At 68.4% G+C, this 20114-nt stretch carries 20 protein-coding genes; 13 read left to right on the top strand and 7 right to left on the bottom strand.

The annotated features are described in order from the left end of the window. Positions 1–33: 33 nt before the first annotated feature. From IM660_RS12510 to IM660_RS12495, 4 genes are read right to left on the bottom strand one after another with little or no spacing between them, the layout of a single operon-like run. The gene (locus IM660_RS12510) at positions 34–1476 is read right to left on the bottom strand and encodes a sulfatase-like hydrolase/transferase (RefSeq protein WP_193495935.1); all 1443 of its coding nucleotides are present in this window, start codon (positions 1474–1476) and stop codon (positions 34–36) included. A 52-nt stretch (positions 1477–1528) separates the two neighbouring features. Further along, the gene (locus IM660_RS12505; RefSeq protein ID WP_159623130.1) at positions 1529–2431 is read right to left on the bottom strand and encodes a carbohydrate ABC transporter permease; all 903 of its coding nucleotides are present in this window, start codon (positions 2429–2431) and stop codon (positions 1529–1531) included. Further along, a complete protein-coding gene (locus tag IM660_RS12500; protein WP_235020215.1) occupies positions 2428–3372 on the bottom strand; it encodes a carbohydrate ABC transporter permease in 945 nt (314 codons plus the stop codon). The genes IM660_RS12505 and IM660_RS12500 overlap by 4 nt, the downstream gene beginning before the upstream one ends. Before the next feature lies 1 nt (position 3373). Beyond that, the gene (locus IM660_RS12495) at positions 3374–4852 is read right to left on the bottom strand and encodes an ABC transporter substrate-binding protein (protein ID WP_193495933.1); all 1479 of its coding nucleotides are present in this window, start codon (positions 4850–4852) and stop codon (positions 3374–3376) included. Between the two features lie 226 nt (positions 4853–5078). On the opposite strand from IM660_RS12495, the gene IM660_RS12490 reads away from it, so the two are divergent. Further along, entirely contained in the window at positions 5079–6977 is a 1899-nt protein-coding gene (locus IM660_RS12490) for a substrate-binding domain-containing protein (RefSeq protein ID WP_343071984.1), read from the top strand. A 304-nt stretch (positions 6978–7281) separates the two neighbouring features. Here IM660_RS12490 and IM660_RS12485 read toward each other — a convergent pair whose 3' ends face one another. Together IM660_RS12485 and IM660_RS12480 are read right to left on the bottom strand one after the other, a co-directional pair. Further along, a complete protein-coding gene (locus tag IM660_RS12485) occupies positions 7282–7779 on the bottom strand; it encodes an FBP domain-containing protein (protein WP_193495930.1) in 498 nt (165 codons plus the stop codon). A gap of 209 nt (positions 7780–7988) precedes the next feature. After that, entirely contained in the window at positions 7989–8534 is a 546-nt protein-coding gene (locus tag IM660_RS12480; RefSeq protein ID WP_193495928.1) for a pyridoxamine 5'-phosphate oxidase family protein, read from the bottom strand. Positions 8535–8613: 79 nt separating this feature from the next. Between IM660_RS12480 and IM660_RS12475 the strand changes: the two genes are divergently transcribed. The 4 genes from IM660_RS12475 to IM660_RS12460 all read left to right on the top strand — a co-directional run bounded on the left by IM660_RS12475 (position 8614) and on the right by IM660_RS12460 (position 11980). Beyond that, entirely contained in the window at positions 8614–10566 is a 1953-nt protein-coding gene (locus IM660_RS12475; RefSeq protein ID WP_193495926.1) for a penicillin-binding transpeptidase domain-containing protein, read from the top strand. Continuing rightward, complete coding sequence (locus IM660_RS12470; RefSeq protein ID WP_246464934.1) at positions 10563–11276, top strand: type IV toxin-antitoxin system AbiEi family antitoxin domain-containing protein; 714 nt, start codon at positions 10563–10565, stop codon at positions 11274–11276. Before IM660_RS12475 ends, IM660_RS12470 begins: the two co-directional genes overlap by 4 nt. 105 nt (positions 11277–11381) lie before the next feature. After that, positions 11382–11612, top strand: coding sequence for a DUF433 domain-containing protein (locus IM660_RS12465; protein ID WP_193495925.1), 231 nt, complete (start codon positions 11382–11384; stop codon positions 11610–11612). Next, positions 11609–11980, top strand: coding sequence for a DUF5615 family PIN-like protein (locus IM660_RS12460; RefSeq protein ID WP_193495923.1), 372 nt, complete (start codon positions 11609–11611; stop codon positions 11978–11980). The genes IM660_RS12465 and IM660_RS12460 overlap by 4 nt, the downstream gene beginning before the upstream one ends. A gap of 50 nt (positions 11981–12030) precedes the next feature. Here IM660_RS12460 and IM660_RS12455 read toward each other — a convergent pair whose 3' ends face one another. Beyond that, positions 12031–12753, bottom strand: a complete 723-nt coding sequence (locus IM660_RS12455; protein ID WP_159621972.1) for an IclR family transcriptional regulator — start codon at positions 12751–12753, stop codon at positions 12031–12033. A gap of 108 nt (positions 12754–12861) precedes the next feature. Between IM660_RS12455 and leuC the strand changes: the two genes are divergently transcribed. The 8 genes from leuC (at position 12862) to IM660_RS12415 (ending at position 20049) form a co-directional block, all read left to right on the top strand. Next, positions 12862–14343, top strand: a complete 1482-nt coding sequence (leuC, locus tag IM660_RS12450; protein WP_193495921.1) for a 3-isopropylmalate dehydratase large subunit — start codon at positions 12862–12864, stop codon at positions 14341–14343. 25 nt (positions 14344–14368) lie between these two features. Continuing rightward, positions 14369–15007, top strand: a complete 639-nt coding sequence (gene leuD, locus IM660_RS12445; RefSeq protein ID WP_159621974.1) for a 3-isopropylmalate dehydratase small subunit — start codon at positions 14369–14371, stop codon at positions 15005–15007. A 67-nt stretch (positions 15008–15074) separates the two neighbouring features. After that, a complete protein-coding gene (gene murA / locus IM660_RS12440) occupies positions 15075–16388 on the top strand; it encodes a UDP-N-acetylglucosamine 1-carboxyvinyltransferase (RefSeq protein WP_193495919.1) in 1314 nt (437 codons plus the stop codon). Positions 16389–16736: 348 nt separating this feature from the next. Then, entirely contained in the window at positions 16737–18023 is a 1287-nt protein-coding gene (locus IM660_RS12435; protein WP_193495918.1) for a sensor histidine kinase, read from the top strand. After that, the gene (locus tag IM660_RS12430; RefSeq protein ID WP_193495916.1) at positions 18020–18661 is read left to right on the top strand and encodes a response regulator transcription factor; all 642 of its coding nucleotides are present in this window, start codon (positions 18020–18022) and stop codon (positions 18659–18661) included. Before IM660_RS12435 ends, IM660_RS12430 begins: the two co-directional genes overlap by 4 nt. After that, entirely contained in the window at positions 18661–19401 is a 741-nt protein-coding gene (locus IM660_RS12425) for a lysophospholipid acyltransferase family protein (protein WP_193495914.1), read from the top strand. The genes IM660_RS12430 and IM660_RS12425 overlap by 1 nt, the downstream gene beginning before the upstream one ends. A 43-nt stretch (positions 19402–19444) precedes the next feature. Beyond that, positions 19445–19678, top strand: coding sequence for a type II toxin-antitoxin system Phd/YefM family antitoxin (locus tag IM660_RS12420; protein ID WP_193495912.1), 234 nt, complete (start codon positions 19445–19447; stop codon positions 19676–19678). Continuing rightward, on the top strand, positions 19675–20049 hold the full coding sequence (locus IM660_RS12415; RefSeq protein WP_193495910.1) for a type II toxin-antitoxin system VapC family toxin: 375 nt from the start codon (positions 19675–19677) through the stop codon (positions 20047–20049). Before IM660_RS12420 ends, IM660_RS12415 begins: the two co-directional genes overlap by 4 nt. The last annotated feature ends 65 nt before the right edge of the window (positions 20050–20114 follow it).

Here is a 20114-nt window from a genome sequence, read left to right as displayed (position 1 = left end):
GCGTGCGTGACGGGGTGTGGCTGAGGCCAGCCCTCAGAAGGCGGCGTGCCGGACCCGGGAGCGTTCTTCGGTGGCCACCAGCACATCCAGCACCGTGCGCTCCATCTCCAGCCGACGCCCGGCCGCCTCCGGGTCGTGCCAGAGATTGATCTGCTCATGCGGATCGGCCGCCAGGTCATACAGTTCGCCGTCGCGCGAGCGGGTAGTCGCCGGTGGCCCGTGATGGACGACAATCTTCCAGCTGCCCTGGCGCACCATGGTCGTGTGCACGGGCGGGTCGTAGGGCCAGCAGCTGTTCCGGTACTCCGAGAGCACCCAGTCCCGGTCCTCCCACGTCGAGCCGCCTTGCCCGTCATTCCACAGCGGGGCCAGGTCGCGTCCCTGCTGTCGCGGCAGCGGATCCACGCCCGCGCTGGCGAGCACCGTGGGAGCCAGGTCGATCCACTCCACCAGCTCCTCGCGCACGGTCCCTTCCGGGATCTGCCCCGGCCAGCGCACCAGCAGCGGCACCTTGACGGAGCAGTCGAACATCATCGGGCCCTTGAGCAGCATCTGATGATCGCCGAGCATCTCCCCGTGGTCGCTGGTGAAGATGACGATCGTGTCCTCCGCCAGGCCCTCGGCGTCGAGAGCGTCGAGGATCCGGCCGACCTCGTCGTCGATCAGGGTGACCATCGCGTAGTAGTGGGCGATGATGTCCTGGATCTCCTCCTCGGTGCATTCGGCGAAGCCGGTGTCGTGCCCGGCATAGGACCGCTGCGAGGCTTCGGTGTAGATGTCCGGTTTGGTGCTCAGGTCCGAGGTCACCGGCGCCGGCAGAGACTGCGCGTCATAGCTGGCCCGGTAGTCCGAGGGCGAGCCGAACCCGTGGTGCGGGTCGAAGAAGTTCACCACGAAGCAGAACGGCTTGTCCTTCTCCCGCCCGGTGGTGAGGTACTCGATCGTCTCCTCGCCGATCCACCGGCTGTAGTGCTGCTCGGTGGGCAGATTGTCGATGGCGGCCGCCCCGCCTCGGGCCATCGCCTCATCGAGCACCCCGGGGAAGTGCTCCTCCAGCCACAGGTGATAGTGGTTCGCCTCGCTGCGCACGTACGGATCGTGCGACCACCGGAACACCCGGAACCCGTCATCGATACGTGGCTCCACGCGCCCCCCGAACGCCGCACCGAGATGGAACTTGCCGACCAGTCCGCAGTCATAGCCGGCGTCGGTGAGGGCGCGGGTGAAGAGCTGCTCACCCGGATCGATATCCACGCCATTCGCCCATAACCCGTGGTTGTGCACGTACCTACTGGTCATCAGGCTGGCCCGGGACGGGGCACACACCGAGGACTGGGTGTAGCAGTTGGTGAAGCGCGCCCCCTGGGCGGCGAGCCGGTCCAGGTTCGGGGTGCGGATGTGGGTGTTCCCGGCGGCGCCGAGGGCGTCCCAGCGCTGCTGGTCGGTGCTGATGAGCAGGATGTTCGGGCGGGTCATGGTTCTCCGGTCGGTGTCTCATGGGCGGTCGGACTCAGGGATGTGCACGAGGTCAGCTCTTCACGGCACCGGCGATCCCTTCCACGAAGTGCCGCTGCAGGAGCACGAACAGCGCGAGGATCGGCAGCAGCGACAGCGAGGCGGCGGCCGCCAAGCCGGACCAGTCGGTGGAGTTGGTGCCCTCGAACGCGAGCATCCCGACGGCGAGCGTGCGGTTGTCCGGCACGCTGAAGGTGAACACCAACGGGAGGAAGAAGTTGTTCCAGGTGGCCAAGAACGTCAGCACCACCACAGTGGCTGTGATCGGACCGGACAGCGGCAGCATGATGCGGAAGAAGGTCCGCGCGAAACCGGCACCATCTACCACGGCCGCCTCCTCCAGCTCCTTCGGGATCTGCGCGAAGAAGCCCGCGTAGAGCAGCACCGCCGCGACGTGACCCCCACCGGCGAGGGCGAGGATCAGCCCGAGGTGGGTGTTCAGCAGCCCGAGCACGTCGCTGAGTTCGACCACCGGCACGATGAACAGCCCGGTCGGGATGAACATCGTGGCGGCGAGCACGCCGATCAGCAGCCGCCGGCCGCGGAACCGGTACCGGGCGATCACGTACCCGGCCGCCGCGCAGCGCACCACCACGATGGCCACGGTCGCCACGGTGACGATCACCGTGTTGATCATGTAGCGCGAGAACCCGGCCTCGGACCAAGCGCGCGAGTAGTTGTCCCAGTGCCACTGCTCCGGCAGGAGCGAGAGGCCGCCGGCGAAGATGCCGGTGGCGTCCTTGACCGACGCCGCGAAGATCCACAGCAGCGGGTAGATCCAGATGAGCGCCACGACGACGAGGATTGCCGTCTGCACCCAGCGCATAGTCTTGCGGGACACAGGCAGGCGACGGCGGTCCGTACCTTTCGCAGGTGAGGCTCGCTCCGCCGTCGGGCGGGAGAGTGTGGAAGTCATGCCGTGACCTCCTTCCGCCCGCGCACGAGGCGGGTGATCAGCAGCAGGGAGCCGACGACGATCACGGTGAGGACTCCGAAGAGCACACCCAGCGTGGCCGCGTACCCGAGGTTCGGGTTGGCCGAGGTGAAGGCCTGCTCGTAGATGTAGACCTCGGTGACGAGGGTGGAGAAGAACGGGCCGCCGCCGGTCATGGTGAGGACGAGGTCGAAGACCTGCATGGTCTCCACCACGGTGAGCAGGGTGATGATCACGGCGAAGGGGGTCAGCATCGGCAGGGTGATATGCCGGAACTTGTGCCAGGTGCCGGCGCCGTCGATCTCCGCCGCCTCGTACAGGTCCATCGGGACGGTCTGCAGGGCGGCCAGCCAGTAGATCATCGTGATGCCCATCCACTTCCAGATGTGGACGGCCATCACACTGCCGAGTGCGGTGTCGGAGCTGCCGAGAAAGTCGACCGGTGGGAGGCCGAGCAGCTCCAGCAGTGTGTTGACCGGCCCAGCGGAGGGGTCGAGCACGAACCCCATCACGATCCCAACGATGGCGGTCGTGGCGACGACTGGCAGGAAGAAGGCCGTGCGCAGCAGGCGGGCGAGTGGCAGGCGCGGGTTGTTGAGCATGATGGCCAGCACGAGCGCGATCGCTACCCGGATCGGGACGGTGACCGCGATGATCGCCATCGTGACGCCGACCGAGCGCCAGAAGAGCGGGTCGGCGAGGGCGCGTTCGTAGTGGCTCAGTCCGATGAATGACCGGTCGGTGCCCAGACCCCGCCACTCGAGCATCGAGTAGAAGACGCTCGACAGGCTCGGCCACAGCGTGTACAGCCCGAACAGCACAACCGTGGGGGCGACGAACAGGGCGATCCAGCCGCCGTGCCGGGCACGAGCCGACCGTGGCGGGGTGGGTGGTGGTGCAGATCTGGTGAGCGTGGTCGCCACGTCAGTACCGATCCGGCCCGTAGTCGGCGCCCAGTTCGTAGCCGCTGAACTCCCAGTCCGCGAGCGAGACCTCGAGGCCGTCACTGGTGACGGCGTCGATCGCCCGGTCGCGCTCGGCGCTGATCGCGTCGTTGAAGGTGGTCAGGGCCGCGGATGCGTCATCGATGTTCCCGCCGAGGTAGCCCTGGACGATCTCGCCGAGGCTCGGCCGGATCTCCTCCATCTGTGCGATGACCTCTCCGACGGCGGGATTGCGCACCAACGGGCTGGGGGCGAGCCGACACCAGTCGGTGAAGATGTCGATGGCGCGGGTGTAGGTGGGATCGACGTCCGCGTCGGCGACCGCGGCGAGGTCGACGGGTGGCTGGTCCATATTCGAGGCCAGCGCGGTGGAGAACTCCGGGCGGGTCAGGAGCGAGAACAGGGTGCCGACGCCGTCGACGTGGCCGGAGGTGGCGGACATCCAGAACTGGCCCGAGCTCGGTCCGCGGGCGGTGTAGCCGTGGCCGTCCGGTGAGGGCAGGTTGGTCACCGACACCTGGGGGAGGAAGTCGGGGAACTGACCGGAGAGCACGCCGGGGTTCCAGGGTCCGTCGAAGAAGATTGCCGCGTCTCCTGCCGCCCAGCGGGCGCGGGCGTCCCGGGCGTCCAGTGAGGTGGAGGCGCCCAGCATGACGCCGTCCGCGATGAGGGAGGCGAGGAACTCCAGTGCTTCGATGAACTCCTCGGAGTTGAAGACGTAGTCCCCGGTGGCAGGATCGGTGACGTCGGGTGCGGAGACACCGGCGGTGTTGAACGCGAGCGGCCGCCCGGCTGCCTGAGCGAGATCGACGATCTGCTCCTCGAGACGGTCGGTGAACGCAAGATTGCCGACCCACGCCGGCATGTCCCCGTTCGCGGTGATGGCGCGAGCGAGCCGGCGGAACTCCTCCCAGGTGATGGTCATCGCCTCGGGGTCGCCACCGGCGCGTTCAACCTGGTCGAGATCGAACCAGGTGAGGCTGGAGTGTTGCTGGTGGGAGAACAGCGGGATCGAGTAGACCGCGCCGTCGAAGGTGTGCATGCCCTCGAAGAGCAGGTCGGCGGCGGCGGATTGGGCTTGCGAGTCCAGGGTGACCGCGCCGACCAGCTCGCGGGAGACGAGGGCGGGTGCGGGGATGTCGGTGAGGTTGCTGAACACGTCGGGCATCTGGTCGCTGCCGAGGGCCAGTTGCAGGGCCTGTCCCATCTCGTTCGGGTTGTAGACGGTGCGTTCCACTTCGCCACCACCGGCGGTGGCGAAGTCCTCGAACAGTCCGGTGAGGGCGGACTCGAGGGGTTCGAAGTGATCCCACCATTGCAAGGTGCCGGTGGGGGCGGCATCTGTGCCGGAGCCCGTGCCGGACGTGTCCGGGGAGTCAGAGGAGCGGCTGCACGCCGCCAGAGTCGCTGTGAGTGCCGCAGCTGAAGCGCCGAGCATCGTGCGTCGTGTGGGATTCATGGAAGCTCCTTTGCGGTCCATCGTTGTACTCCCGGGACGATACACAGCCGCCTCAGGCGGGTCAATGGGATGCCGAGGGGCTACTCTGGCTCAGTACTCACGGATCTGCGCCCGTGTCGGCGCGGTTCACCGAGGATGTTCCGCGCAAGCTGCGATGTCAGTGGCGTGACTCGCTGGTAGTGTCTCGCCGTGTTGGTTCAGTAATTGTTAGACGTTAGGAGATCCGGTGTCGCGTCGACCTGCGCCGCCCCTGGTGTTGCGCCCGGGGGACCGGAAACAGCTCGAGGAGCTGTGTACAGGCAATGGCGCGCTGGCGCAGCGAGCCCGGATCGTGCTCCTGGCGGCACAGGGACGCGCAAACACGGCTATCGCGGCCCGCGCCGGAGTGAGCCGGCAGAGTGTGCTGACCTGGCGGGGGCGCTACGAGGCCGAGGGCGTGGACGGGCTGGTCGACCAGGCGCGGACCGGTCGTCCCGCGCGCACCGAACCGTGGGACATCGTCGCGGCCACCTGGGAAGAGGTGGTGGGTGAAGGGGCGCAGGAACGCTGGACCTCGCGCACACTGGCCGATCGGCTCGGCGTGAGCGCAGCGACCGTCTCGCGCGCGTGGCGCGCCCATCGAATCCGGCCGCTACCGCGTGGGCGGTTCGAGCTGCGCACCAGCCCTGCCATGGAGGTGGGGCCGGTTGAGGTGGTGGGTATCGCCGTCGGAGGCGGTGAAGGCGTCATGGCGCTGCGTCCCCGTGACGTCGAGGAACTCGCCACGGGCGATGGGGTCGCCGACGATCAGTCCGACAGCGTTCGAGAGGCGGTACTCGATCTGCGCGACCAACTCGGTGCAGCAATGGATGCCCACGTGGGGCCGGGTGTCCTCGATCGGTTCGCTACCGCGCACGGTGATCTCCTGCTCGTGGCCACTCCGGGGGTTCTCGCGCCCCAGGCGCACCGGGCGGCTGACGCCGAGGAATGGATGGCCGTCGCCACGGTCCTGCTTGGCCGCCACGCCAACGACGGCGGAGATTTGCCGGCCGTCGACGGGCTGGGTTCATTCGTCTGGACGGTGCGGGAGAATAGTCAGGGAACTTATGACCCGCTGCGTGAGTCCGGGCCGGCATGTGGGCAGAGTTCCGGGGCGAATCAGGTGACGATGCGTGAGGTCGCTGCCCACGCCGGCGTGTCGATCAAGACGGTCTCGAACGTGCTCACCGGTGCTAAGCGGGTGGGGGAGCAGACGCGCTCGCGGGTGGAGCAGGCGATCGAGGCTCTCGGCTATCAGGTGAACACTGCTGCCCGGCACCTGCGCACCGGGCGCCGCGGGTCCGTCGTGCTTGCGGTGCCGGAACTGCGGGTGAGCTACTACGTGGAGCTTGCGGAGGAGCTCATCGATGCTGCGGCTGAGCGGGGTGTGAGCATCCTGGTCCAGACCACCCGGGGGCGCCGAGACCGGGAGGTGGAGATCGCGGCCGCCGCGCGCGGGCTGGCCGACGGCGTGATCATCGCTGCCCAGGGGATGACTCGTGCGGACCTGCAGGACGTGCGTGCCGGCGGCCCGCTGGTGTTGATCGGGGAGTACGTGGACGGTGCGACGGTCGACCACATCACCATCTCCAACGAGGAGGCCTCGCGCACCGCGATGGAGCACCTGCTGGCCTCCGGGCGGCGCCAGATCGCGTTGCTGGGTGTGGGCACCTCGCACGTGTCCGACGCGCGCGTGCGTGGCTGCCGGGCCGCAGCCGACGCGGCCGGTGTGCCGATCGAACCTGAGCTGTTGATCCCGAGCCGCATCTGGCATCGGGACGCGGCTGAGGAGGCGGTATCGGAACTGATCGAGCGCGGTGGCGAGTTCGACGGACTGGTGTGCTTCAACGACGACCTCGCGGTCGGGGCGGTGCGCGCCCTGCATACCCACGGGGTGCGGATCCCGGACGACGTGGCGGTGGTGGGCTTCGACAACACCAAGGAGGCCGCCTACAGCACCCCGAGCATCACCTCCATCGCGCCGGATATGGCGCACATTGCGCGGCGGGCGCTGGAGCAGATCGAGGCCCGGCAGCAGGGTCAGCTGGGCGGGCCGGTGCAGCTGACCGCCCCCTACACGCTGGCGATCCGGGAATCGGCGCCGTAGCGACCAGCGACGATCGGCAGCTGTGGCCCTAGGTCGTCCAGTCCCCACGAAGGCGCTCGACGGGCTGTGTTGTGACCCGTTGCTGCAATGACGAGATCGGACGAGCAGGTTGACCGTCGGTGGCTGGTCGACCAGCACGTGCCAGTTGTCGGTCGTAGTGGCCGACCAGCCGATCTCGAGCAGTGTCAGACTGCTCACGTGGACCAGCCCGCGGTTGATCCGGTTGAGCCAGAGGCGGTCGATTGATCAGTTCATCGCGCGTCTCTTACCCTCCTACGTGATAGATCCATGATGTCACTGCGAGTCACCGTGTCCGGCACACCTCCGCCACGAACCGCGTCGACCGTTCCTGGAGGCCGGCGATCCGGCTGGCGATCAGCCGGGCACGATCCTCGGGTGAGGAGGCTTCGGTACGGGTGGGACGCCGTCGGACGTTCTTCGAGCAGGTGAAGTCGGTGCAGACCAGGGTGCCGATGGTGTCGCCACGCCGCCCGGCCGCGCCTGCACGCGGTGCCACGTAGAGGCTGACATCGTCGACGGCCACGATGTCCTCGCACCAGGCACACATGGCCTTGCGGTGCTTGCCGCCCTTCTCCGGGGCGCGCAGCAGGATGGCGATGGGCTCGCCGTCGAGCTCGAGCACGACGTAGGCGTTCAACGGTGCCTTCGGGTCGCGCCATCCAAGGTACTCGAGCCGGTCCCAGTCGATGGTCGTGAGGTCGGGGAGCACGGCTCGGTTGGCTGCGCCGCGGGTGGCGTTGACGAAGGCGCGACGGATCTGCTTATCGGTGAGGGGATTCATGAGGGGGTCTTCTCCAGTCGGTGGGCATGGCTCAGCGCCGCGCCGTCACCGCCGGATCAATCCTCAGCCGTGGGCGCGGGGGCAGGCCAGCCTGGAGCAGGCCCTGGCGGCCACCTCGGCTTCGGCTCGCATGCGCATCCTCTCGTGGTGCCACCCATGTGGTGGCCGTGCCAGCGTAACCGCCTGTGACCAGAGCAGACCAGGTGAATTCAGGCGGGTGGTAGCCCCGTCGGGAAGCCGTCGATGCTGGCGCGGTTCTTGGTCTGCTGGTACTCGACCAATCCATCGTCGCCCTTGTTCGCCGCCCACGAATCCATCAACGGACGCTCACCGCTGAACTCGTAGAACGGCACCCCGTACCCGCAGGAGGTCTGCACCAGGTCGATGTCGAGTACGAAGATGTTGCGGGCGCCGCGCATTGGCGGGAAGAGGCCGTAGAGCTCGTCCCATTCGACGTCCGGTTCGTGCACGGCGCGGGCAGTGCCGTACAGCCGCAGGATCATCGGCTGGCGCTCGAAAGAACAGAACATCACCGTCATCCGCGGGGTGTCCAGCAGGTGTGCGGCCGTCTCGTTGCCGCTGCCGGTGCCGTTCAGCCACACCACCCGGGTCGGGGAGACGATCCGCAACGAGTCCAGGCCCTTGGGGGAGACGTTCACCCGCCCGTCGCGGGCGGCGGTGCCGACGAAGTAGAGGTGTTGAGCCTCGATGAAGCGCTGGAGACGGTCGGTGATCTCGGGGTACTGGGTGGCCATGGGGACATTGTGGCGTGCTGATCACGACAGGGTGTGCCCATTGCCCGAACCTGTCGGGCCCCGCGGTTACCGTAGGACCATGGCAACCCCGACGGCGCAGGTCCGGTCATTCCGGAAGCTTCGGGCACTCGCGGTGCTCGCCTCCACCTCGCTCATGCTCGCCGCCTGCTCGGACTCCGACCCCGAGCCCGAGGAGCCGGCCACCCCGCATGTCGACGCCGCTGAGGCGCTCGCGGCCGCGTTGGAGGAAGGTGACCTCACCTCCGCACCGCTCGCCGAGGAGGATGCGACCACGGCCGCCGAGGAATACGAGCAAGTGCTCGGCGACCTGACGCCGCTGGTGCCACACAGCGTGGAGGTCACCTGGTCCTCCACCCCCTACGAAGAGGACGACGGGTCCATGGCGGCCGATGCCGCTCTCACCTGGACCTGGGACGTGCCGGGAACCGAGCAGGACTGGAGCTATCCGTCTTCCGTCCACCTTGTATCCACCGACGACGGCCCCTACGTGGCCGACTGGGAACGCTCCTTGCTGGCTCCAGATCTCGGCGACGACGGTGTGATCACCGTCGAGCAGTCGGAGGCGCCACGCGGTGAGGTGCTCGGGCGCGACGGCGAGGTGCTCGTTACCGCCACCGAGGTGTACCGGATCGGGATCGACAAGACCCACATCGAATCCGACACCTGGGAAGACCAGGCGATCGCCCTGGCGGAGGCGCTCGAGTTCGACGATCCACAGGCCTATGCCGACCGGGTGCTCTCCGCCGGGGAGCGCGCGTTCGTCGTGGCGGTCGTCGCACCGCAAGACGCTCCCGAGGTGGAGGACGTGCGCGGCATCGATGGGGTCAACCTCGTCAGCGACGAACGGCAGATGGGGCCGACCGAGTACTTTGCCTACTCCATCCTCGGGCGCGTGGGCCCGGCCACGGCCGAGATCATCGAAGCCTCCGACGGCGCGATCGCCGAGGGGGACCAGGTGGGCCTGGCAGGATTGCAGCTCGCCTATGACGAACAGCTGCGCGGGTTCGGCGGCCTGACGATCTCGGTCACGTCGGGGGAGGAGTCCACCGAGGTCTACACCTCCGACGCAGTCGAGGGTGAGCCGTTGCGCACGACCATGGACCGGGAGCTGCAGGAGCGGGCCGAGCAGATCGTGGACGGGCTCGAGGTGCCCGCCGGGCTCGTGGCGATCGAGCCGTCGACCGGCAATCTCCTCGCCGCCTCGTCCAGTGCCGCCAGCAACGGCTGGTCGACGGCCACGCTCGGGCAGTACGCGCCGGGCTCCACGTTCAAGGTGGTCACGCTGTTGGCTCTCCTGCGCGCCGGCAGGAGCCTTGACGACACCGTCTCCTGCACCGAGACCCTCACCGTGAATGGCCGCGAGTTCGACAACTATCCCGGCTACCCGGAGTCCTCGATCGGCGATATCACCCTCGAACAGGCGATCGCACAGTCCTGCAACACCGCGTTGATGTCCGAGCGGGACCGCATCAGTGCCGCCGACCTGGCCGATGCCGCCACCAGCCTCGGACTCGGCCGCGGCGAGCTCGGTGGCCTCGGCTACCCCGTATGGCTCGGCTCGGTCCCCACTGAGGCCGAGGGCACCCTCCACGCGGCCGACCTCATCGGCCAGGGGCAGGTGCTCGCCTCACCGCTGGCCATGGCCACGGTCGCGGCCTCGATCAGCACCGGCCACGCCGTCACCCCGGTCCTGGTCGACACCGAGGAGTTCCGCGAGACCGCCCAGGCCGAGCAGGACGTGCCCACCCCACTCACCGAGACGGAGGCGACTCTGCTGCGGCAGGCGATGCGCGCCGTCGTGACAGAAGGCACAGCGAGCCAGGCGCTCGCGGACGTGACCGACAACGGCGACCTCATCGCCAAGACCGGCACCGCCGAGTACGACGGCGGCACGCACGCCTGGATGATCGCCGTGCAGGACGACCTGGCGGTCGCGGTGTTCCTGGAGGAAGGCTCCGACGGTGCAGGTGCGGCCGGGCCGCTGATGGCGCAGTTCCTCGGAGGATCGTGACGTCCACCGTCGATGCCGATTGTTTGGCAGGCAACCCATTGATCGATGACTGGCCGTCGAGCGGTGTGACGGTTGCCTGTCTATCTATCTGTGCACAGGTAGTCTTAACCTGTCATCAGTTAGGAGGAGGCGTGGCGATGCTCCAGCTCCCATCCGCGTTCAGCCTGGATGATGCGCGCGCGGCAGGTCTACGCAAGGACCAGGTCTACCAACTGCTTGCGGAAGGAGACATCGCACGCATGGGGCGCGCAGCGTTCGTACGCCCGGACGTGGTCGACCCTGTATACGCGACACTCGCTGCTGCGACTGCCATGCAACCGACTGCGACGCTGTGCCTGACGAGTGCGCTCGTGCGCCACGAGTTGAGCGACGCCATTCCGTTCGCGACCGACATCGCACTGCCCCGCGGCACCCGTCACCCGGCAGGCTTTGAGCACGTGACGTGGCACAGTTTTGACGCCGCGACGTTCGAACTCGGCCGCGAGATGTTCGATGCCGGGGGAGATGCGCAGGTCGCCACCTACTCGGCCGAGCGAACGATCATCGACTGCTTTCGCCTCATGCACCAGGAGGGAAGTGACGTCGCGCACGAGGCGCTGCGGCGCTGGCTGCGGTGGCGCGGTAGCTCGCCCTCCCAACTGCTGAAGATGGCGGCTTCGTTTCCAAGGACGACGCGGCGGCTGCGACTCGCGTTGGAGGTTCTGCTATGACGCCGCCGGAAATGACACGTGATCTGGCGGCGCGGGATAGCGCTCTATAGCGGCCGAGTCGAACGCTTCTAGTCCCGAGAGCGCTGCGCGAGATAGACTCAGAACATGTCTCTGGAGCGGATCTCTGTCGATCACCGGATCATGGGTGGTGTCCCATGTGTCCGCGGCACGCGGATACCTGTGTCCATGATCATTGGACGGCTGGCCGAGGGCGCGACGCATGCTGACATCCTCGCCGACTATCCGTCGCTCGTGTCCGAAGACATCGACGAAGCCCTTCGCTATGCGGCACTCGCCGTCGAACAGGGAGAGCTACCGCTGCTGGCGAGTGCATGAGACTGCTTCTTGACGAGTGTTTGAGTAGTCGTCTCGGCGCCCTGCTGCAAGAAGCTGGGCATGACGTCACTCATGTCCGGGATCTGGGTCTGGCTGGTGCTTCGGACGTCGAGGTGATGGCGTGCGCAAAGGACGACGAGCGTGTGCTGGTTTCGGCCGACACCGATTTCGGCGAACTACTCGCGTCAAGTGGCGACTCCGTCCCCAGCCTCGTACTCATCCGTCGACCCGCCAGAGACCCCGAGGCGCAGGCGCACGTGCTTGTTTCGAATCTCCCGGCGCTGGGCGAGGAGCTCGCATCCGGTGCCGTTGCCGTGATTCTGAACGACCGGATTCGGATACGGCGACTTCCGCTCGGTCGCGCCTGAGATGCGAGCGGAGGGTAGGTGCCCTCGTGATCGTGGCCCGCAGGCACGACTCAGCTGTTGTCGCCCGTCCGCAGCACGTCGCTGAGCCGGTTCGCTGCAGCCATCACCGCGTTCGCGTGCAGCCGCCCCGGCTGGCGGGTCATGCGCTCGATCGGCCCGGAGACCGACACCGCGGCGATCACCCGGCCGGATGGGCCACGCACAGGTGCCGAGACCGAGGCCACACCGACCTCGCGCTCGCTCACGCTTTGCGCCCAGCCGCGCCGGCGCACACCGGAGAGGATTGTGGCGGTGAACTTCGCGCCGTGCAGTCCTCGGTGCAACCGGTCCGGCTCCTCCCAGGCGAGCAGCACCTGGGCGGCCGAACCGGCGAGCATGGAGAGCGTCGCCCCGACCGGGATCGAATCGCGCAGGCCCATCTGCTTCTCGGCTGCGGCCACGCAGATGCGCTGGTCGCTCTGACGGCGGAACAGCTGGGCGCTTTCGCCGGTGTGGTCGCGTAGGGCGAGCAGCACCGAACCAGCGGCGGCGAGCAGCCGGTCCTCACCGGCGGCAGAAGCGAGCTCAGCCAGGCGAGGGCCCAGCACGAAGCGCCCCTGCATATCGCGGGCAACGAATCGGTGGTGCTCGAGCGCCACCGCCAGCCGGTGCGCCGTGGGGCGTGCAAGGTGGGTCGCGGCGACCAGCTGTGCCAGCGTCGCCGGGCCGGCCTCAAGGGCTCCCAGGACGATCGCGGCTTTGTCGAGGACGCCGACTCCGCTAGAGTTGTCCATAGGTCGATACTGCCATCTCACACCGTGAGACTGCAAGTCTTGAGATCCGACCCAGGCAGAAGGGGCCCCACCACCCACCGGGGCCCACGAACGAAGAAGGTGACACGCATGGCCGGAACGCTGGCAGAGAAGGTGTGGCAGGACCACGTGGTCCGCAAGGGGAGCGACGGCGCTCCTGACTTGCTCTACATCGATCTTCACCTCGTGCACGAGGTGACCAGTCCCCAGGCGTTCGAGGGGCTCCGCCTCGCCGGCCGGAAGGTGCGCCGTCCCGACCTGACGCTCGCCACCGAGGACCACAACACGCCGACGCTGGACATCGACCTGCCGATCGCGGACCTGACCAGCCGCACGCAGATCGACACCCTGCGCAAGAACGCCGAGGAGTTCGGCGTGCGCATCCACTCCCTCGGTGACGCCGACCAGGGCATCGTGCACCAGGTGGGTCCGCAGCTCGGGCTGACGATGCCCGGCCTGACGGTCGTCTGCGGCGACTCCCACACCTCCACCCACGGCGCTTTCGGCGCGCTCGCCTTCGGCATCGGTACCTCCGAGGTGGAGCACGTCCTCGCCACCCAGACGCTGCCGCTCGCCCCGTTCAAGACCATGGCGATCACCGTCAACGGCGACCTGCCCCCGGGCGCGACGTCCAAGGACATCATCTTGGCGATCATCGCCAAGATCGGCACCGGCGGCGGTCAGGGCTACGTGCTCGAGTACCGGGGCGAAGCCATCCGCAAGCTCTCGATGGAAGCGCGGATGACTGTCTGCAACATGTCCATCGAGGCAGGCGCCCGGGCGGGCATGATCGCCCCGGACGAGACCACCTTCGACTACCTCAAGGGCCGTCCGCACGCCCCCGAGGGCGCCGACTGGGACGAGGCCGTCGAGTACTGGAAGACCCTGCGCAGCGACGACGATGCCGTCTTCGACGCCGAGGTGGTGCTCGAGGCCGACGACCTCGAGCCCTTCGTCACCTGGGGCACCAACCCTGGCCAGGGCTTGCCGTTGAGCGCCAACGTGCCCGTCCCGGAGGAGATCGCCGACGAGAACGAGCGCGTCGCCGCCGAGCGGGCGGTGGAGTACATGGGCCTGGTGCCCGGCACCCCGCTGCGGGACATCGCCGTCGACACCGTGTTCATCGGCTCCTGCACGAACGGCCGGATCGAGGACCTGCGCTCGGTGGCCAAGGTTCTCAAGGGCCGTTCCAAGGCCGACAGTGTTCGCGTGCTGGTGGTTCCGGCCTCGGCTCGTGTCCGCCTGCAGGCCGAGGCCGAGGGTCTGGACGAGATCTTCCTGGACTTCGGTGCCGAGTGGCGCAACGCCGGATGCTCGATGTGCCTGGGCATGAACCCCGACCAGCTCGCCCCGGGGGAGCGGTCCGCGTCCACGTCCAACCGCAACTTCGAGGGCCGGCAGGGCAAGGGTGGGCGCACCCACCTGGTCTCACCTCTGGTCGCCGCTGCGACCGCCATCCGCGGCACCCTCTCGTCGCTCGCCGACCTGGACCTGCCGGAGGACGTCGACCTCACATCCTTCGACGGCACCCCGCTGGCCCCGCTCGACCCGCGCGTACCGCTGCAGGTCTGAGCCCCGACTCGTCAGGAGAAGCACCATGGAGAAGTTCGCCACTCACACCGGCGTCGGGGTTCCGCTGCGTCGCAGCAACGTCGACACCGACCAGATCATCCCCGCCGTCTACCTCAAGCGCGTCACCCGCACCGGCTTTGAGGATGCGCTGTTCGCCGCGTGGCGCGGCGATCCGGAGTTCGTGCTCAACCAGGAGGCCTACTCCTCCGGCTCGGTGCTGGTGGCGGGCCCCGACTTCGGCACCGGATCCTCCCGCGAGCACGCCGTCTGGGCGCTGAAGGACTATGGCTTCAAGGCCGTCCTCGCCTCCCGCTTCGCGGACATCTTCCGCGGCAACTCCGGTAAGCAGGGGCTGCTCGCCGCCCAGCTCGCCCAGGACGACATCGAGCAGATCTGGAAGGTGCTCGAGACCGAGCCCGGCACCGAGATCACGGTCGATCTGGAGAACCGGACTGTCACCTGCGGTTCGGTCGTGGCCCCGTTCCAGGTGGATGAGTACACCCGCTGGCGGCTCATGGAGGGCCTCGACGACATCGGCCTGACGCTGAACCACGAAGAGGAGATCACCTCCTTCGAGGCGACCCGCGGCTCCTGGCGTCCGAAGGCGCTGCCGGCCAAGCACCTGCCGAGCGTCGAGATCGAGGCGGCCCGCCCGAGCGTCTGACGTACCCTTGTCTGGCCCGTCCCACCGGTCGGGCGCTAGGTCGGGGGATGACGACGAGGACGGTTGCATGAGTCATCTGCAGGTGCACGGCGGGACCCCGCTGCAGGGTGAGATCACGGTCCGCGGAGCGAAGAACTTCGTCTCCAAGGCCATGGTCGCGGCCCTGCTGGGCGAGGACACGAGCGAGCTGCGCAATGTGCCCGAGATCCGCGACGTCAACGTCGTCGCCGGACTGCTCCGGCTCCACGGCGTCCAGGTCGAACGTGACGTTCCGGGCGGCGTGGTCCGCCTGGACCCGCGCAACGTCGAGATCGCACACAAGGCGGACATCGACACCCACGCCGGCGCGAGCCGCATCCCGATCCTGCTGTGCGGTCCGCTGCTGCACCGCCTCGGAGAGGCCTTCATCCCCGATCTCGGCGGTTGCCGAATCGGTGACCGCCCCATCGACTACCACCTGGAGATCCTGCGCCAGTTCGGCGCCCAGGTGGACAAGCTCGACACTGGCATCCTCATCACCGCCCCCCGCGGCCTGCACGGCACCAAGGTCGACCTGCCCTACCCCAGCGTGGGAGCCACCGAACAGCTGCTGCTCACCGCCGTCCGGGCCGCCGGCGTGACCGAACTACGCAATGCCGCGATCGAGCCAGAGATCATGGACCTGATCGCGGTGCTGCAGCGCATGGGCGCGATCATCTCCGTCGACACCGACCGAGTGATCCGCGTGGAGGGCGTGCCACGCCTCGGCGGGTTCACCCACGCCGCGCTCCCGGACCGGATCGAGGCCGCGTCCTGGGCCTCGGCCGCACTCGCCACGCGGGGTGACGTCTACGTGCGCGGCGCCCGGCAGCCCGACATGATGACCTTCCTGAACACCTTCCGGAAGGTCGGGGGTGAGTTCGATATCGACGACGAAGGCATCCGCTTCCGTCATCCAGGTACCGAACTGGCCTCGATCGTGCTCGAGACCGATGTCCACCCCGGCTTCATGACCGACTGGCAGCAGCCGCTCGTCGTTGCCCTGACCCAGGCCACGGGCTTGTCGATCGTGCACGAGACTGTCTACGAGAACCGGTTCGGTTTCACCGAGGCACTGCGCCAGATGGGCGCCACGATCCAGGTCTACCGGGAGTGCCTGGGCGGCCTGGAGTGCCGCTTCGGACAGCGCAACTTCTTCCACTCCGCCGTCGTCTCCGGTCCGGCGCCGCTGCGCGCTGCCGACATCGAGGTACCGGACCTGCGTGGCGGCTTCTCCCACCTGATCGCCGCACTGGCGGCCGAGGGCACCTCCCAGGTGCGTGGGATCGAGCTCATCAACCGCGGGTACGAGAACTTCACCGGCAAGCTCGAGGCACTCGGCGCGACGTTCGAGACAGTCTGAGAACCTGCCTGGACGGATCCTGAGGCAAATTGCCAGGTTGCTCCCAGCGGGCTCTCAGGTTCGCCTCGCACAGTGGAGGAGTCGGGCAGCCCCGACCGGCCGGAATCCGAGATCCGGCCGTGACGCCGTAGTCCCGGTGCCAGTCTCCCGCTGGGGCAGGTGTGAGGTGCAGGTGCGTCTTCTCTCCCGCGTACCGCACCACCGGGCGCCGGGCCTTCGGGCCCGGCGCCCTCCATGACGACCACTCCACTCCCATGACATTCGTCATCGCCATCCGATGCGCCACTACCGGTCGAGCGTGAGCTCCGGCACTGGCGCGGGGAGAACTGTGGGCCGAGGCTGGACTGCATGATGACCTCGTTGCGGCCCGGTACCGTGAGCCCGATGCGAGCAGCGTGGTGGAGCGGATGGAGCGATCCGGAACGGTTCGAGGTCTACAACCGGTGGTCGCTGTACGTCCTGCTGGTGTTCGGCCCCTTCTTCGGCTTGGTGGTGGTCACCACCGAGCTCGCGGATCTCGGCGCGTGGTACGTCCCGGTCCTGGTCGGCGCCTTTCTCCTCCAGGCTGGTCTCGCCGAGATCGCCCTGGCACGTGCAGTCGATCACTACCTGGGCCGACGCCCACGCCCGGTTCGTCTCATCGTGGCCCTGGGCGCGACGACGGTGGCGCTGCTGACCGTGGTTGCCGTAGCGCTGTACGCCCTCCCGTGGCCGGACGATCCGCCTGAGGACACCAGGATCCCGGGCTGGCTCCTGCTGATGCCGCTGCTGGTGCTCGGGGCAGCTGTCGCACCCGTGGTCCGGCCCCGGACTCTCATCCTGCTGGCACTGCCGATCCTGGTGGGCGTCGCCGCCATCCAGGTCGATGCGACCGGTGATCCGCGCACCGGCGTGCCCTTCGTCATCGCATCGACGATGATCTTCGTCGGTATCACGGCCTCGTTCCGCGTCGCTGCCTGGATGATCGGCGTCGTGTGGGACCTCGACCGCCGCCGGGAGGTCGACGCGCGCCTCGCGGTGGCCGAGGAGCGGTTGCGCTTCTCTCGCGACCTGCACGACATCTTCGGACGCACCCTGGCCACCGTCGCGGTCACCAGCGAGCTGGCCGCCGAGCTGGCGCGGCGAGGTGATCCCCGGGGTGCGGAGAAGATGCTCGAGGTACGCCAGATCTCCCAGGATGCGCTCCGGGAGGTGAGGGCCGTCGTCGACGGCTACCGGCGGGCTGACCTGCCCACTGAACTCGCCGGCGCCCGGGACATTCTGCAATCGGCGGGTGTGCGGGTAACGGTCTCCGGTGAACGGGAGCAGGTGGGAGACCAGGCAGCCGAAGCGCTCGCCTGGGTGGTGCGCGAGGCCGTCACGAATGTGGTCCGGCACGCCGATGCACGCACCGCCGTGATCACCCTTGAGGCCGGCGACGGCGCAGCCAGCGTCGAGATCGTCAACGACGGTGTTCGCCCGCTCGCCCCGGCGCGTCAGGGTTCGGGTCTGCACGGCCTGGCCGAACGGCTCGCCACCGTGGGTGGCAGGATCGACTCAGGAGCGACCGACGACGGGGGCTTCCGGATCCGGGCCGAGGTGCCCGACGACGGCGAGAGAGCCACCACAACTGAGCAGGAGGAGTCACGGCGATGACCGACCGGACCAACGATGCGGGCACAATCTCGCCCATCCGGGTGCTTCTCGCCGATGACGAGAACCTCATCCGGGACGCCGTCGCCTCGCTGCTCGACCTGGAGGACGACATCACGGTGATCGGCCAGGCGGCGAGCGGCACGGAAGCGGTGGCCGCGGCGCGGAAACTGTCCGCGGACGTGGCCGTTCTGGACCTGCAGATGCCCGGGTTGGACGGCATCGAGGCGGCTCAGCAGATCCTCGCCGAGGTGCCACGGTGTGCGTGCGTGATCGTCACCAGTCACGGCAGGCCCGGCTACCTCAAGAAGGCGCTCGAGGCGGGAGTGCGCGGATTCCTGCCCAAGACTGTCTCAGCGAAGGTGCTGGCGGACGTGCTCCGCCAGGTGGTCGCCGGCGGGCGTTACGTCGATCCCGAGCTCGCGGCCGAGGCGATCTCCGCCGGCGCGAGCCCGCTCACCGCGCGGGAGGCCGATGTGCTTGAACTGGCAGCGGACGGGGCGCCGGTGGAGGAGATCGCCTCGCGGGCATCGCTCAGTCCCGGCACGGTGCGCAACTACCTGTCCGCAGCGGCCACCAAGCTCGGTGCCGCGAACCGGCACGAGGCTGCGCGCACGGCGCGTGCGCGAGGGTGGATCTAATGGGGGAGGATCGCGGCGAGGGCCGGGCGCCGGTGCCGCGTGCCTACCGCGTCGCCGCCGGGGTCGCGCGCCCGCTCGTCCGGGCCATGACCCGCCCGCACTGGATCGGGATCGAGAACCTGCCTGAGGGCCCGTTCCTGGCCGTGGCCAACCATGTCTCCACCGTCGACCCGCTGACGGCACTGCACTTCTTCGTCGGGCAGGGCCACTTCCCGGTCGCGTTGGCCAAGTCGCCGCTGTTCGAGGCACGCGGACTCGGCTGGCTGCTGCGCGCCTGCGGTTTCGTGCCGGTCTACCGGGACACGGGAGAGGCCTCCGAGTCCGTGACGGTGGCTGCGCAGCGGCTGCAGTCGGGGACGAGCGTGCTGATCTTCCCCGAAGGCACCCTCACCCGTGATCCGGACCTGTGGCCGATGGCGGCCCGCACCGGTGCGGCACGGCTGGCGTTGGAGACCGGGGTGCCGGTGGTCCCGGTCGCGCAGTGGGGTGCACACGAACTCATGCCTCCGCCCACGTACCGGCTGCACCCCTGGCGACGCCCCCGGATCACGGTGCGTGCGGGGCAGCCGTTGGATCTCCGGGCATTCCGTGACCGGGAGATCGACGCGGACGTGCTGCGCGAGGTGAGTGGCCTGATCATGGCCGCGATCACCAGCCTGCTGGCCACCATCCGACCGGGCACACCGCCGGCTGAACCCTTGGTGTGGCGGCCCGAGCCCGGACAGGGCTACCGGCGCTGACCCTTGACCAGACCAGACCAGACCAGACCAGAATAATGGCGCTATGGCAACCGTGAGCGTGTACGAGGCGAAGTCGCAACTCTCGCGACTGATCGCGGACGCCGAGCGCGGTGAGGAGACGGTGGTGACCCGCCATGGGCGCCCCGTGGCGCGGCTGGTGCCGTTCTCCGATCGCCGCGACCCGCGCGTCCCCGGCCGGTGGCGTGGCCGGGTGGTGATCGCTGATGACTTCGACGACTTCAGTGCCGAGGACGAACGCGACTGGTACGGCGCGTGAGGCGGATCCTTGCGGACACGCATGTGCTGCTGTGGTGGCTCGCCGATGATCCGTCGTTGCGGCCACATCACCGCGACCTGCTTGCGGACCCGGACGTCGCGGTGTGGTTCTCGGCTGTGAGCATCACCGAAATCGCGATCAAGCAGTCGCTCGGCACGTTGTCAGCGCCCGAGGGTGCAGCGGAGACGTTGATCGAGGAGGGGTTCTCCGCGCTACCCCTGGCGCCGGAGCATGCAGCAGCCCTGGCGACATTGCCGTGGCATCATCGCGACCCCTTTGACCGGATGCTGATCGCGCAGGCGCAGGTCGAGAGCATGACGATCGCGACCGTCGATCGCCGCTTCGCCGGCTACGAGGTTCTCCTCGCCTGAGTGTGCGTGCTGCTCAGAGGTCGCGCGGATAGGGCTGCCGTCGCGAGCGACGCAGCCAGTGCGTG

The organism is Ruania alkalisoli (assembly GCF_014960965.1).
GTDB classification, from domain to species: Bacteria; Actinomycetota; Actinomycetes; order Actinomycetales; family Beutenbergiaceae; genus Ruania; species Ruania alkalisoli.
The sequence above is the reverse complement of the archived record's forward strand: the minus strand, read 5'-3'. Positions and strand labels throughout refer to the sequence as shown.